Raw genomic sequence first — 13439 nt, 5'->3', positions numbered from 1 at the left:
AACGTGATGGGGTATTAGAGCATGAAGGGCGGTGCGATTACAGCAGCGGACTGAAAAAGTAAAACAGCCGCTCGACAATCCGTTGCCAATAGGGGCGAGTTAACCATTCTTTGGTGTTCAGCAGGCGTGAGCGGGACATGTAATCTTCCTGCACGCAGGCCAGATCGCGGCCAAACCCATCGTCGTCAATCACCAGGGTGATTTCAAAATTCAGCCACAGGCTACGCATGTCCAGGTTGACCGTTCCTACCAGACTGAGCTGCCCATCAACCAGCACGCTTTTGGTATGTAACAACCCGCCTTCAAACTGGTAGATCTTGACCCCGGCGGCCAGTAATTCGGTGAAAAACGCTTTGCAGGCCCAGCCCACCATCATGGAGTCATTTTTGTACGGTACGATGATGCTGACGTCTACGCCGCGTTGGGCGGCGGTGCAGATGGCGTGCTGCAAGTCATCACTGGGCACAAAATAGGGTGTGGTCATAATCAACTGGTGCCGGGCAGAGTAAACTGCGGTCAGCAATGCTTGATGAATCATCTCTTCGGGGTAGCCGGGGCCGGAGGCGATCACCTGTACCGTATGGCCGCGCTCTTGCTCGAATGGCATGATGGTTACATCGGGCGGCGGCGGCGGCAGGCGTTGGCCGGTTTCCATTTCCCAGTCGAGGCTATAAATCACGCCCATGGTCGTGGTCACCGGGCCTTCGATACGTACCATGAGGTCCACCCATTGGCCTACGCCGGAGTCCTGCTTGAAATAGCGAGGATCGACCATGTTCATGCTGCCGGTATAAGCGATGCGGTTATCGATCAGGATTACTTTGCGGTGCTGGCGCAAATCCATGCGGCGTAGGAAGGCGCGAAGCAGGTTAACCTGTAGCGCGTCCACAATGGTGATGCCGGCCGTGCGCATGGCCTCTGGATAGGTGCTGTGGAAGAATTGCACGCTGCCGGCTGAGTCCAGCAGGATGCGGCATTTTACGCCGCGCTGTGCGGCTGACAGCAGGGCGCTCATCACCTGATCCACCAGGCCGCCGGCCTGCCAGATATAGAACACCATCTCAATATTACTGTGAGCCAGTTCAATGTCGCGGATCAAGGTCCGGAGGGTATCTTCAAAGGACGTCAATAAATGCAACTGATTGCCTTTGATACCGCCAATGCCTTGACGGCGCTCGCACAACTGAAATAACGAGCGAGCCACCTCACTATTTTCGGTGGCGAAAATACGGCGATATTCTTTTAACTCACGCAGCCATTGGGCAGTGACGGGCCACATTTGTCGGGCGCGTTCTGCGCGTCGTTTTCCCAGATGCAGTTCGCCGAATAACAGATAGGCGACGATGCCGACCAACGGCAGAATATAAATCACTAACAGCCAGGCCATCGCTGAAGGGACCGCACGCCTTTTCATCAGAATACGCAGCGTAATACTGGCGATGAGCAGCCAATAGCTGAAAACCAGTAATCCGCTTAGTACAGTATAAAATGCTGTCATAATAACAATGCACGGTTCCCTGTTGCGAAATGTTTACGTGTTCAAGTGTATGCATAGTTCCCCAAAGGGGAAAGCCCTTTACTCTGAATACGCTAGCGATGATGGGCAAGTCTGCGGATGCGGGAAAATCCCGCTCTGGCGCTTGGCGCAGGCTAACAGGGGGATATAATAGGCGAGCCCATCATGCTTATCATAAGAGTCGTGCCATGAAACGCAGCCGCAATGAAGTCAGCCGTTGGCGTATGCAGCGTCAGGTGCAGCGTCGTCGGAGTCGCTGGCTTGAGGCTCAGTCGCGCGGTTACCGTCATATCCATTACGTACGTTACCTGCGCGAGAAACAGCAGCGCCGTGCGTTATTGTATGCAGTGGCTTACGAGTGGTAGCCACCGGGTAATCTGTACCAGGCCCAACGATCGTCAAGTCGTTGGGCCTTTTTATTGATGTGAAACATTACAATGCCGGCGAGTGTTGCGGCAGCGCAGCGTAGCCTTTGACGTGTTGTGCCGCCGTCGTGCCGGGTATAGCTGGCTCAATCGGTTCAGCGGTGCAGGGGAGTTGGAATAGAGAGACCGACAAATTGAGTTGTTCTGCCTGTGCTAGCAGTTGCAGACAGGTTCTGGCGGAGGCTTCCACCTGCAGGGCATTCTGTTTCACCGTATCGTTAAGTGAGCTGATGCGGTTAGTGACTTCATGAATACTCTGGTTTTGTTGCTGTGAAATATCGGTGATCTCGTTAAGGAATGTGCTGGTGCCTTTGGCGGCCTGAATGATTTCCTGCAGGCTATCATTCAGGTGAACAACCAGTCTGGCGCCTGTGGCCACGCTGTTGTCGGACTCGTGAATCAATGCATTAATGTTTTGTGCCGACTGACCGCTCTGAGAGGCCAGCGTGCCGACTTCCCGGGCGACGACAGAGAAGCCTTTGCCCATTTCTCCAGCCCGCGCGGCTTCAATCGCTGCATTCAACGACAGGATATGCGTCTGGAACGCAACGTTTTCTATCAGTGAGATCACTTCCGTCATTTCTTTACTGCGGCAGGAGATATTCTGCATGGCGTTTCTGACATCGCTCATCATGGCTTCGCCCTGTTCCGCGATATGGCTGGTTTCTTGTGCATGATGACTGGCTTGTTCCGTATACTGGGCGTTCTGCTCCAGATGTTGGCTAATCTGGATGATATGCTCGGTAGTGACTTTCAACGCTGCGGACTGTCGGTTGGCTTGTTCGGACAGTTGACGGTTATCGTCCGTGACGTGGCTGACCTGCTGCATCATGGTTTCCATACCCTGACGAACCTGGCTAATCAGGTCTACCAGGCCGCTTTGCATTTGAATCACGCTGTTATTCAGCACGGCGATTTCACGGGTTGCGCGCTTCTCCATGACGATATCATGCGATAAATCGCCGGATGCGATCCGCCGCAGGTGCTCAGTGATGCGCTGAAGCGGGCTAATGATCACTTTATTCACGCCCAGCCATACCACCAGTGAAATGACCAGCAACAACCCCAGGATAACGATAAACAAGGTGTGGGCGGCATCGAGATTATTTAATAACTGCTGTGCGTGTTGTTTCTGGCGGGTATCGTTTTCCTGCAGATAACGGGCGTATCTCTGGGTAAACAGCGTTTGGTAAGCCTGGATGGGAACGGCAAAGAAAATATCGATTTCGCTGGTTTTTTTAATGCCTTGCGCCAGCTCGAGCAGCCCGTTATACAATTGCTGATAACTGTTTTTGAGATCGGTGAATACCGCATCATTACGGGCGGAGCCGGAGAAACGCTCCAGCTTTTGGTAATACTCTTGGGCATGGACCAATGAGGCTTCCGCTTCCGACATCAGACTATTCCAACTGCCGACAGAGCCGGTTTCCTTATCAAACATCAGGTAAATACCTGCGCGATTGAGTTTATCGCTGGCGTTCATCACTTCCATTCGTGCCTGATCCATCAGCGCCTGTTGCTGGCGCAGCGCTTCGTTGGCGGCGCTATCCTGACGCACGTCACTCATGGTTTTCGATATCATCCCCACAGACAACAACTGCAATAAAGAAAATAATCCGATGATCAGCAGTAAACCGGAGAGAAAACTCAGGCGATAGTGGCGCAGCTTACCCAGCAAACGGGAGCGTGATGGGGTGGATGTTGACATGACAATCTACTCTCTAAAGAAAAACTGTCGTCAACATAACATCATTAAATGACTAAAATATTTCAGATTATTGGGATGAAAAAAGAGACTGTGTTTGTTGAAAAAACCACAGTCCCTATTGTTTTTAGATTAAAATACTTTTTTAAACGGTTTGACGCTGACCGCCTCGTAAACGCCGGCGGCGATATACGGGTCGTCGTCGGCCCACTGGCGAGCGGCTTCCAGAGATTGGAACTCGGCAATAACCGTGGAGCCGGTAAATCCGGCGGCGCCGGGGTCTTCACTGTCGATGGCAGGCAGTGGACCCGCCGTTAACAAGCGGCCTTGATCGCGTAGCGCTTGCAAACGGGCGAGATGTGCAGGACGGGCAGCCAGACGCTGCTCCAACGAGCCGGGCACATCAGTGGCATAAATTACATACAGCATAAGTAAACCTCGGTCTGTCATAACGTGATGAGACGAACCGTCATCATACGCGATGATACCGACGGGGACTATCTGCGGGAGTTACCGGAGGGAGAGGAAAGCCGGGGAGCATCAGCGATATGCAGAGCGAATTCGGCCGTTTCTATTGAATATGATTGTCATTTGCATTTAAACTTGGGCGGTGAGAGGACATCATATAACTATGCCGCAGAAAACATTTTTCCTGACCCGTCGATATTCATGGCCCGTAGTGGTTTCCGTAGGGTTTCATGGTACGTTGATTGCCGGGTTGCTGTTTGCTTCATTTAATACATCGGTCAAACTGCCGACGCCCCCGCAACCGATTCAGGTGATGATGGTGAATACCGCGCCACAGGAGACTGCACCGCCTGCAGCCGCACCTCAGCCTGAACGGGCAAATGTACCGGAACCGTTGCCTGAACCGGAGGTGCAGCCTGAGCCGCCGTTGCCGAAACCGGTTCCGGTTCCGATTCCGTTGCCGGAGCCGAAACCTCAGCCCAAACCCAAGCCAAAACCGGAGCCTAAACCCAAACCGGTGAAAAAGGTGGAGCCGCCTAAGGAAACGCCACGCGAAACTGCGCCACAGCCGAATACGGCACCGTCATCCAGCCAGGCGGTAAGCCCTAATCCGGCACCGGTTAGCCAGGCGCCGGCCCGCACCCAATCCTCCGGTCCACGGCCGCTGAGCCGCGTTCAGCCGGAATATCCGGCCCGGGCATTCGCCTTGCGTATTGAAGGTAAGGTGAAAATCCAGTTTGACGTGGATGAATCCGGGCGGGTGGATAATGTCCGAGTGCTATCGGCAGAACCCAACAATATGTTCGAGCGTGACATTAAGCAGGCGATGCGAAAATGGCGCTATGAAGAGAATAAACCGGGGAAAGATTTGGTGGTGACGATTATTTTCAGGATCAACGGCGGGGCGGCGATGGAGTAAGCGCAGCGATTGATGTCGTTCGATTTGCACTAACAAATAAGGCACCGTTGCGGTGCCTTATGGAATTATCCAGACGGGGTTATTGGTCTGGTTCGAAATGACTTTTTCCTTGCGGCAATTCCCGCGGCCGCCCCTCTTCGTCTACTGCAACATAAGTAAACAGTGCTTCGGTCGCGCGATAACGCTGCCCGATCGGGTCGGTTGACACTTTTTTCACCCACACTTCCACATTGATCGTCATTGAACTCCGACCGGTGCGAACACAACGGGCATAACAGCAAACCACATCGCCGACTGCGACAGGTTTGAGAAACGTCATGCCGTCAACGCGAACGGTGACGACGCGACCTTCTGCAATCTCTTTTGCCTGAATCGCACCGCCGATGTCCATTTGCGACATCAGCCAGCCGCCAAAGATATCACCGTTGGCATTGGTATCCGCCGGCATGGCCAGCGTGCGTAGCACCAGCTCGCCGTGAGGTAGTACGTCTTGTTTGCTCATAGGGTCAACGAATCCGCTTGTGAGTAGTCAATAATCAAGTTGGTGCAGGCGGTTACTTGTCGCCTTCACTTTCCGTCTTTTCCGGTTCGGCCGGCAGATGACGATAAATGTAAACGCCGCACAACAATGTAAATACCAGAGTCAGGCCGGTGAGACCAAATACTTTAAAGTCAACCCAAACACTTTGCGGCAACCAGAACGCAATATAAATGTTCGCCAGGCCGCACAGCAGGAAAAATATCGCCCATGAAATATTCAGCCTGGACCATACCATTGCCGGTAATGACAGCTCTTTACCCAACATGCGTTGGATCAACGGCTTTTTCATCACAAATTGGCTAAACAGTAAGGCGAGGGAGAACAGTGTGTAAATAATGGTGACTTTCCATTTGATGAATTGATCGTTGTGGAATACCAAGGTCAGCGTGCCGAATACGGCCACCATCAGGAAAGTCAACAGCATCATCTTTTCGATTTTGCGGTAAATGAACCAGCTAAACAGTAATGCTGCCGCCGTTGCGGCAATCAATGCACCGGAGGCGACATAGATGTCGTACAGTTTATAACAAACAAAAAATACAATAAGTGGAATAAAATCAATAATTTGCTTCATTATGTTAATCCATCGCTTATCCGGTACGGGGCCGCATATATCAAAAAAGAGTGAACCGTATCTGAGTGATTATCGCCGTTTGCGCCGAGTGATTCCCGATTTATCGTAACAATTTGCAGAAAATTACGTTATCACTCTTCATGGCGGTCTGAATCAGGAGCGGCGTTAACGCCGCTCAGGTACAAGGCAGGTATATTCAACCACGAATCAGCATGTACAAACGAAAGACATAAACCAGCAACATGGCGGAAAGGATGTTACTGATGCCGTTGAGGAGCACCGCCATGGCGGTAGGCGAGACCATCGGTAAACGTGCGAGCAACAGCAGCAATGCGACTTTGGCCAGTAACCAGAGCATGACCGCCGGGGCTGTCTGGCGGAAATGAGCAAATGCCAGTTTGCTGCTGGTACGCATGGAAGCCAATACGCCACGTTTTTCGGTGACGGCGATGACCGGTGACAGGCTAAAGGCGATAGACAGTAAAATCCCCGGCACAACAACTAACAACATGCCTAACTGAATTAACAACGTGCAAACCAGTATCAGCAGAAACAGGCGGGGCAACAGTGATGCAGAAGCGGCGACGGCACGCAACGCACTGGTTTGATGGCCAGCCGACACCAGTTGGATCAGCATCAGCATTCCGCCGGTTAACAGAGCATTACCGACCAATGTAGCAAAGGTACCGGCAGCAGACGCTTTCAACAACACCATTTGTTGCTCAGGAGAAAGTTGCTGGATGATGTCACTGATACCGGGCTGCTCAATGGCAGATAAATCGACATTGCTATTGCTGAGAAGCTGCAACTGTTCGCTGTCGGGGGTAAAGGCGTGCCCGAGGACGACGGTGATTAACGATGTCAGCAGCGACAGCATGAGAATGCTGAAAAACTGGTTACGTGTAAAATTCAAGGTGTCACGGTACAACCTGCTGGCCGTGATAGGCATGAAAACTCCTTGGCAAAGGTTAGCAATAGAACATTATCCGGCTATTGTAACCCGTTCGAGAGTTCCGTGGCACCCCGGCATGACTTTCTGCCATGCGCTTATTTTTATTCTGATTTATGAGCACGGCAGCGGCAGATGAGCCGGAATAAGCGGTGGTAGCCCATAGGCGGCGCGCGCCCGGTCACAGGCATCATTAGGTTGGCCGTATTCTCCCGAGCGCTTAAATTCATGACAAGGGGTGGGCCGTTGGGCATAAATACGACAACTTACCGACTCACCGATGTTGCCCTCCAGTGCACAACAGCGAATAGGGTGGCTGTTCGTGCCCGCCATACAGCGCAGAAATGGCGTTACCGGTTCTGTCAGCTCAGCAGGAACGGTGCCCCCGCCATCATTCGCTTCAGACCAGTAAAAAGACACCCGAAAATAACCGCAACATGCGCCGCACGCCATACAAGGATTCGCGTCATTACTCATAGTTGATTATCTACCGGCCTCACTCGGCGTTGAATCACAAATGAAAAGATAACATTACGCCGGAATATCCGATTTGGCAGCTTATTTTCTGCGCAGATGGGTAAGTGGTGCTCGGTGCGCTTTTTGATTTGGATCAATTCTTTGTTTTTTAGTGACTTGGCGTGATTTGATTCATATCGTTTTGCCGTGAAAATCCTGTCAGGATGTGATCTGGCTTCAAACAAATCTAACCCTTAGTGGGTATAGTTCGCACGGATATTAACCTTACAAATGGAGTGGATAATGAAAAAGGTTGCTTTACTGATGATAGCAGCGGCGATGATTCCTGCACTGGCAGAGGCTCATCAGGCTGGCGATGTGATCGTACGTGCTGGAACAGCAACGGTACGCCCCAATGCGGGTTCTGATGATGTGCTGGGGCTGGGATCATTCAATGTGAATAACAATACCCAGCTTGGTCTGACCTTTAGCTACATGGCAACGGATAATATCGGTGTAGAACTGCTGGCTGCGACGCCGTTTCAGCATAAAGTCGGCGTGGGCGGTGTTGGGCAGATCGCCGAAGTGAAGCATTTACCGCCAACACTGATGGCCCAGTATTATTTCGGGCAGAGCGCCGATAAACTGCGCCCTTATCTGGGTGTCGGCCTGAACTACACCACCTTCTTTGATGAGAAGTTTAACCAAACAGGGAAAGATGCCGGGTTGACGGATCTGAACCTGAAAAGCTCCTGGGGCGTTGCCGCACAGGCAGGTTTGGATTACAACCTGAATAAAGACTGGTTGTTAAATATGTCGGTATGGTGGATGGATATCGATACTACCGTGAAATTCAAAGACCCTGATGGGCAAGATCGTAGTATCAAGACCCGCCTGGACCCTTGGGTATTCATGTTTGGTTTTGGTTACAAGTTCTGATAAAAGCAGTAAAAAGCAAAAAAGGCGAAACCGAGGTTCCGCCTTTTTTGTTGTCAGCTTTAAACCACCTCCTCGGGAGGTGGTGATTGTTGTCTATAGAAAACCCCCAGCCAGGCTGGGGGTTTTCGTTACAACCGTGATAACAGTTATCAGAAGTTGTACTGTACACCAACACGGTAGCGAGTCTGGCGCTCGTCAGAAGTACCGCTGTATTCGACATTAGCTACCTGAACATACGGGGTCCAGTTTTTGTCGATCTTGTAAGCCAGCTTCACGTCATGTGTGAAGTTGTCGTTATCGTTGTCATAGAGGTAAGCATTGTTGCCAGCCTTGGTTTGCTTGTTATATTCCAGCTCGTATTCAACGGTAAAGTTGTCCAGGAACTTATAACCCAGCACGCTGGTAATGGTATAGCCTTTCATATTAGTGAATTCAGCAGGAGTGGTATTGATGCTGCCACTATAACGTTTGTAGAAAGGACGATAGCGCAGGGTGTAGTAAAGACTGTCGGTGAAGTTTACGCCGCCTTTGATATAAGGACGATAGTTGTTGGTTGAGCTATCAGTAACCAAGTTGAAACCAGTCTCAACGTTGAACATTTTGTCGAACTTATACAGGTAGCTGGCAGTGACTTCAGTGCCGTTGCTGACTTGTTCGTTGTAAGGCTTATTCGGTGTTTTGTCACTACCGGACTGTTTCCATTTCACTTCGGAAGACAGGCCAAACCCATTCTCAAAACGATGCGAAATCAGCAGACGATCCTGATGGTTTGCATTTTGTGTGTCTTTCATCTCATGGCGATAGTCGAATGTGACTGCCATGGAACTCATACTTACAACGGACGCTACCATCAATGTCAGAATTTTAAATTTCATTGTTCTCACCCTCATCAGAGATAATTATTTTTGAAGTTTTCGCAATGGTGCCTGATTCGACACAAGTTCAATTCTATTCATTCTTATTTACATTTATGTGACCGGGATCGGTAAAACAAAAAAATGAAAAGCTATTTTATTATGTGATGTGTGTCTATTTACATAGCCTTGTAACTGTGCGTGTGAAATTAACACCTATTTCAGAAAGAAAAGGAAATCATTGCTTTAGTTTAGAATAGAAGTATTACAAATAAAGCAAGTTAAATATCATAAAGTTGTTGACTTCATGTTTTTGAAATAAAAGATTCACATATTTTTTTCTTCTCAATAAATTCATAATTATTAGCATATTTATCATTTTGTGACGCTGCACCGGTTTGTGAGAACGGGATGAGCACGTTTGAAAGGCGTCTGGAGAATAAAAAAACCGGTGATGGATATACCCAAAATAATTCGAGTTGCAGGAAGACGGCAACTGAGTGAACCCCCAGGAGCTTACTCAAGTAAGTGACTGGGGTGAGCGAGGGCAGCCAACACACCTGCAACTTGAAGTATGACGGGTATAAAAGAGGTTTGAGATTCAGTGCGGAAGAACCGGTGATGGATAATAAAAAACGCCATAGCTGGGATAACCGACTATGGCGTACAGCGAGAACTGGGGGATCAGTGTGTGCGGGTCGCGGCTTTCATGGTACTGACAAACTCGGTCAGTTTGGCCAGCATCACCTCCGGCTGGGCATGGTGGTGCTCAATGATTTTGACAATAGCCGAACCGGAAATCGCCCCGGCGGCACCGGATTTCAACGCCTGCTGCGCCTGCGTCGGCTCGGAAATGCCGAAACCAAGCAGTGGCGGAGCCGCGTGGTATTCCTGCAGTTTTTCCAGCAGGTGATGTAACGGCAACTGGGCGCGGGTCTCCGCACCGGTCACTCCAGCCCGCGAGAGCAGGTAGGTGTAACCGCGGCCGAAAGAAGCGACTTCACGCAGCAGATCATCATCGGCATTCGGCGGGCAAATAAAGATGGGCGCAATGCCATGCTTCATTGCCGCAGTGCGAAACGGCGCGGATTCTTCCACCGGCACGTCGGCCACCAGCACCGAGTCAACACCGGTTTGCGCACAACGCTGATAAAAAGCGTCGATACCATTGCTGAACACCAGATTGGCGTACATCAGCAAGCCTATCGGCAGATCAGGGTATTTCTGGCGGATAGTCGCCAACATTTCAAAACATTGCGCCGGGGTGACGCCCGCGGCGAACGCCCGCAGCGCAGCATTTTGAATGGTTGGGCCGTCGGCCAGCGGATCGGAGAAGGGAATACCCAACTCCAGTGCGTCGGCCCCTGCAGCGACCAGTGCATCAATAATTTGCAGTGAAAGCGCAGGCGAAGGGTCACCCAGCGTGACGAACGGTACGAACGCCCCTTCCTGTTTTTCCGATAGCCGTTTAAACAAAGCGTGGTAGCGTTCCATCAGATGTCTCCCCGGGATTTCAGAATGTCGTGAACCGTAAAAATGTCTTTATCGCCGCGACCGGATAGATTAACCACCAGAATTTGCTCTTTCTCCGGTTCTGCTTTGATCATTTTCAGCGCATGAGCCAACGCGTGTGATGACTCCAGCGCCGGGATGATGCCTTCATGACGCGACAATTCCTTAAACGCATTCAGCGCTTCATCGTCGGTGATCGAGACATAATCTGCACGTCCGATGCTGCTCAGGTGCGCGTGCTGCGGCCCGACCGAGGGAAAATCCAGACCGGCTGAAATAGAGTATGACTCTTCTATCTGGCCGTCGTCGGTTTGCATCATCGGGGATTTCATACCGAAGTAGATACCGACGCGACCATGTTTCAGTGGTGCACCGTGATGCCCGGTTTCGATACCCAGACCCGCCGGCTCAACGCCAATCAACCGAACGGATGGTTCATCAATGAAGTCGGCGAACATACCGATAGCATTGGAGCCGCCGCCAACGCAGGCCAGCACGGCATCGGGTAGACGCCCTTCGTTTTCTTTCACCTGAATTTTGGTTTCTTCCCCTATCATGCGCTGAAACTCCCGCACGATGGTGGGGTAAGGGTGGGGGCCGGCGGCGGTGCCAAGCAGATAATGGGCGGTTTCATAGCTGCCCGACCAGTCGCGCAACGCTTCGTTGCAGGCGTCTTTCAGGGTGGAGGAACCACTGTGTACCGGAATGACTTCCGCTCCCATCAGCCGCATACGGAACACGTTCGGCGACTGACGCTCAACGTCCTTGGCACCCATGTAAACGCGGCACTTCAATCCTAACAGCGCACAGGCCAACGCCGTAGCGACGCCATGCTGGCCGGCGCCGGTTTCGGCGATGATTTCCGTTTTTCCCATCCGTTTTGCCAGCAAGGCTTGCCCCAACACCTGGTTAGTCTTGTGAGCGCCACCGTGCAGCAAGTCTTCGCGTTTCAGATAGAGCGTGGTTCGGGTGCCTGCCGTCAGGTTTTTACACCGTGTCAGTGCGGTTGGGCGGCCGGCATAATTTTTCAGTAAATCGCTGAATTCAGACTGAAAAGCCGGGTCGCGCTGCGCGTCGACAAATGCCTCTTCCAACTGGCGCAGTGCCGGCATCAGGATCTGTGGTACATACTGACCACCGAATTCACCAAAATAAGGGTTTAGTAACGTCATAATCAGCCTGTCTCTTGTTATTGACGAGAGGTGCGGCGCGGTTGTGCCGTACGCAGCGTCTGAAATACTGCCGCAATTTTCTGCGGATCCTTGATGCCGGGGTGTGACTCGACGCCGGAGTTGAAATCCAGCCCGGCGGCGCCGAGTTTCGCGGCCTGCGCCGCGTTATCCGGGCCGAGGCCGCCGGCCAACAGCACCTGTTGCAACGAGTGGCCCTGCAACAATGACCAGTCGAATGCCTGACCGCTGCCGCCCTGACCGTTATCAAGCAGCACCCGATCAACATGAGTGAGCGCCAGTGGAGGAAGGGTGTCGCCGACGCTTTGCGCTTTCCAGATCTGACACGCCGCCGGTAACTGCGCGCGTAACGCCGCTATGGTGGCGGCGTCTTCGTGCCCGTGTAACTGAACCGCTGCCAGTTGGAGCGACGACGCGGCTTCTGCAATCTCAGCCAGCGGCGCATCCCGGAATACACCGACATAACGCAAGGGCGCACCGGCCATGACGGCGCGAGCTTGTGACGTTGTCACGCAGCGTGGGGAACTGGCGACGAAGATCAACCCGCCGTATACGGCACCTGCCTGAAAAGCGACTGCGGCATCGCCAGGCCGGGTCAACCCGCATACTTTGTTTTCTCCGAGAATGACACGGCGCACCGCCAGCGTCAGATCCTCTTCCTCCATTAACGAACTGCCGATCAGGAAACCATTGGCATACTGGCTCAATTCCTGAATCTGGGCATGGCGACTAATACCGGACTCACTGATCACCACGACGTCGGCCGGCAGACGCGGCGCCAGCGTTCGAGTGCGATTCAGATCGATGGAGAGATCGCGCAGGTCACGGTTGTTGATGCCGACCACTCGTGCTTCCAGGGCAATTGCGCGTTCCAGTTCGGCTTCGTTGCTCACTTCCGTCAGAATGCCCATGTTCAGGCTGTGCGCCACCTGAGCCAACTGCCGGTACTGCACATCATCCAGCACCGACAGCATCAACAGGATCGCATCGGCCTGATAGTAACGGGCCAGGTAAATCTGATACGGGTCGATAATGAAATCTTTGCACAGCACCGGCTGGGTTACCGCCGCGCTCACTTGGGTCAAAAAAGCGAAGTCGCCCTGAAAATATTTTTCATCGGTGAGTACTGAAATCGCGGAGGCGTAATCCTGATAAACCTGCGCGATGGCCACCGGGTCGAAATCGGCGCGAATCAATCCCTTGGAGGGAGAGGCTTTTTTGCATTCCAGAATAAATGCCGGGTTGACCTGTTTCAGCGACTGATAAAAATGGCGCGAGCTGGGCGTTACCTGCGGCTGGAAGCCGTCGAGCGGCTGTCGTTGTTGCCGCTCTGCGATCCACTGCGCTTTGTCTCGCACGATTTTGGTTAATACGGTTTCCTGCATTTGTAT

At 52.1% G+C, this 13439-nt stretch carries 14 protein-coding genes; 3 read left to right on the top strand and 11 right to left on the bottom strand.

Going from position 1 to position 13439, the window contains the following annotated elements:
• Nucleotides 1–37 precede the first annotated feature (37 nt).
• The gene (cls, locus tag FDP13_RS00535) at nucleotides 38–1498 is read right to left on the bottom strand and encodes a cardiolipin synthase (RefSeq protein WP_012769898.1); all 1461 of its coding nucleotides are present in this window, start codon (nucleotides 1496–1498) and stop codon (nucleotides 38–40) included.
• 206 nt (nucleotides 1499–1704) lie between these two features.
• On the opposite strand from cls, the gene FDP13_RS00530 reads away from it, so the two are divergent.
• Nucleotides 1705–1881, top strand: a complete 177-nt coding sequence (locus tag FDP13_RS00530; RefSeq protein WP_012769897.1) for a YciY family protein — start codon at nucleotides 1705–1707, stop codon at nucleotides 1879–1881.
• A 67-nt stretch (nucleotides 1882–1948) separates the two neighbouring features.
• On the opposite strand, the gene FDP13_RS00525 is transcribed toward FDP13_RS00530, so the two are convergent.
• Nucleotides 1949–3649, bottom strand: coding sequence for a methyl-accepting chemotaxis protein (locus FDP13_RS00525; RefSeq protein ID WP_143838164.1), 1701 nt, complete (start codon nucleotides 3647–3649; stop codon nucleotides 1949–1951).
• Between the two features lie 129 nt (nucleotides 3650–3778).
• Nucleotides 3779–4075, bottom strand: coding sequence for a YciI family protein (locus FDP13_RS00520; RefSeq protein ID WP_012769895.1), 297 nt, complete (start codon nucleotides 4073–4075; stop codon nucleotides 3779–3781).
• A 202-nt stretch (nucleotides 4076–4277) separates the two neighbouring features.
• Here FDP13_RS00520 and tonB point away from each other — a divergent pair, with 202 nt between their 5' ends.
• Entirely contained in the window at nucleotides 4278–5033 is a 756-nt protein-coding gene (gene tonB, locus FDP13_RS00515) for a TonB system transport protein TonB (protein ID WP_143838162.1), read from the top strand.
• A gap of 79 nt (nucleotides 5034–5112) precedes the next feature.
• Here the strand turns inward: tonB and yciA are convergent, their stop codons facing one another.
• The 4 genes from yciA to FDP13_RS00495 form a co-directional block, all read right to left on the bottom strand.
• Nucleotides 5113–5535, bottom strand: a complete 423-nt coding sequence (yciA, locus tag FDP13_RS00510; protein WP_027712126.1) for an acyl-CoA thioester hydrolase YciA — start codon at nucleotides 5533–5535, stop codon at nucleotides 5113–5115.
• Nucleotides 5536–5587: 52 nt separating this feature from the next.
• Nucleotides 5588–6148, bottom strand: coding sequence for a septation protein A (locus tag FDP13_RS00505; RefSeq protein WP_012769892.1), 561 nt, complete (start codon nucleotides 6146–6148; stop codon nucleotides 5588–5590).
• A gap of 196 nt (nucleotides 6149–6344) precedes the next feature.
• Nucleotides 6345–7097: a YciC family protein gene (locus tag FDP13_RS00500; protein WP_027712124.1), complete on the bottom strand. Its 753-nt coding sequence runs from the start codon at nucleotides 7095–7097 to the stop codon at nucleotides 6345–6347.
• 114 nt (nucleotides 7098–7211) lie between these two features.
• Nucleotides 7212–7574 (bottom strand): YkgJ family cysteine cluster protein, encoded by a 363-nt coding sequence (locus FDP13_RS00495; protein WP_143838160.1) that lies wholly within the window; start codon nucleotides 7572–7574, stop codon nucleotides 7212–7214.
• A gap of 282 nt (nucleotides 7575–7856) precedes the next feature.
• Between FDP13_RS00495 and ompW the strand changes: the two genes are divergently transcribed.
• Nucleotides 7857–8492, top strand: a complete 636-nt coding sequence (gene ompW / locus FDP13_RS00490) for an outer membrane protein OmpW (RefSeq protein WP_143838158.1) — start codon at nucleotides 7857–7859, stop codon at nucleotides 8490–8492.
• A gap of 149 nt (nucleotides 8493–8641) precedes the next feature.
• Here the strand turns inward: ompW and FDP13_RS00485 are convergent, their stop codons facing one another.
• The 4 genes from FDP13_RS00485 to trpCF all read right to left on the bottom strand — a co-directional run bounded on the left by FDP13_RS00485 (nucleotide 8642) and on the right by trpCF (nucleotide 13433).
• Nucleotides 8642–9367 carry an oligogalacturonate-specific porin KdgM family protein gene (locus FDP13_RS00485; protein ID WP_033575517.1) on the bottom strand — a complete coding sequence of 242 codons (726 nt, stop codon included), beginning with the start codon at nucleotides 9365–9367 and terminating at the stop codon, nucleotides 8642–8644.
• A gap of 663 nt (nucleotides 9368–10030) precedes the next feature.
• The gene (gene trpA / locus FDP13_RS00475; RefSeq protein ID WP_143838156.1) at nucleotides 10031–10840 is read right to left on the bottom strand and encodes a tryptophan synthase subunit alpha; all 810 of its coding nucleotides are present in this window, start codon (nucleotides 10838–10840) and stop codon (nucleotides 10031–10033) included.
• The gene (trpB, locus tag FDP13_RS00470) at nucleotides 10840–12033 is read right to left on the bottom strand and encodes a tryptophan synthase subunit beta (RefSeq protein WP_193745576.1); all 1194 of its coding nucleotides are present in this window, start codon (nucleotides 12031–12033) and stop codon (nucleotides 10840–10842) included. The genes trpA and trpB overlap by 1 nt, the downstream gene beginning before the upstream one ends.
• Before the next feature lie 14 nt (nucleotides 12034–12047).
• Nucleotides 12048–13433 carry a bifunctional indole-3-glycerol-phosphate synthase TrpC/phosphoribosylanthranilate isomerase TrpF gene (gene trpCF, locus FDP13_RS00465; RefSeq protein WP_143838381.1) on the bottom strand — a complete coding sequence of 462 codons (1386 nt, stop codon included), beginning with the start codon at nucleotides 13431–13433 and terminating at the stop codon, nucleotides 12048–12050.
• Nucleotides 13434–13439 lie beyond the last annotated feature (6 nt).

The sequence above is a fragment of the Dickeya sp. ws52 genome, assembly GCF_007210685.1.
Taxonomy (GTDB): Bacteria; Pseudomonadota; Gammaproteobacteria; order Enterobacterales; family Enterobacteriaceae; genus Dickeya; species Dickeya chrysanthemi.
This window is presented reverse-complemented; position numbering and strand designations above follow the sequence as displayed.

What these genes read in the sequence shown, in the direction of transcription:
- FDP13_RS00530 (WP_012769897.1), top strand. Translation starts at nt 1,705, where the DNA reads ATGAAACGCAGCCGCAATGAAGTCAGCCGTTGGCGTATGCAGCGTCAG.
- FDP13_RS00525 (WP_143838164.1), bottom strand. Translation starts at nt 3,649, where the DNA reads ATGTCAACATCCACCCCATCACGCTCCCGTTTGCTGGGTAAGCTGCGC.
- ompW (WP_143838158.1), top strand. Translation starts at nt 7,857, where the DNA reads ATGAAAAAGGTTGCTTTACTGATGATAGCAGCGGCGATGATTCCTGCA.
- FDP13_RS00485 (WP_033575517.1), bottom strand. Translation starts at nt 9,367, where the DNA reads ATGAAATTTAAAATTCTGACATTGATGGTAGCGTCCGTTGTAAGTATG.
- FDP13_RS00520 (WP_012769895.1), bottom strand. Translation starts at nt 4,075, where the DNA reads ATGCTGTATGTAATTTATGCCACTGATGTGCCCGGCTCGTTGGAGCAG.
- trpCF (WP_143838381.1), bottom strand. Translation starts at nt 13,433, where the DNA reads ATGCAGGAAACCGTATTAACCAAAATCGTGCGAGACAAAGCGCAGTGG.
- tonB (WP_143838162.1), top strand. Translation starts at nt 4,278, where the DNA reads ATGCCGCAGAAAACATTTTTCCTGACCCGTCGATATTCATGGCCCGTA.
- FDP13_RS00495 (WP_143838160.1), bottom strand. Translation starts at nt 7,574, where the DNA reads ATGAGTAATGACGCGAATCCTTGTATGGCGTGCGGCGCATGTTGCGGT.
- FDP13_RS00500 (WP_027712124.1), bottom strand. Translation starts at nt 7,097, where the DNA reads ATGCCTATCACGGCCAGCAGGTTGTACCGTGACACCTTGAATTTTACA.
- FDP13_RS00505 (WP_012769892.1), bottom strand. Translation starts at nt 6,148, where the DNA reads ATGAAGCAAATTATTGATTTTATTCCACTTATTGTATTTTTTGTTTGT.
- yciA (WP_027712126.1), bottom strand. Translation starts at nt 5,535, where the DNA reads ATGAGCAAACAAGACGTACTACCTCACGGCGAGCTGGTGCTACGCACG.
- trpA (WP_143838156.1), bottom strand. Translation starts at nt 10,840, where the DNA reads ATGGAACGCTACCACGCTTTGTTTAAACGGCTATCGGAAAAACAGGAA.
- cls (WP_012769898.1), bottom strand. Translation starts at nt 1,498, where the DNA reads ATGACAGCATTTTATACTGTACTAAGCGGATTACTGGTTTTCAGCTAT.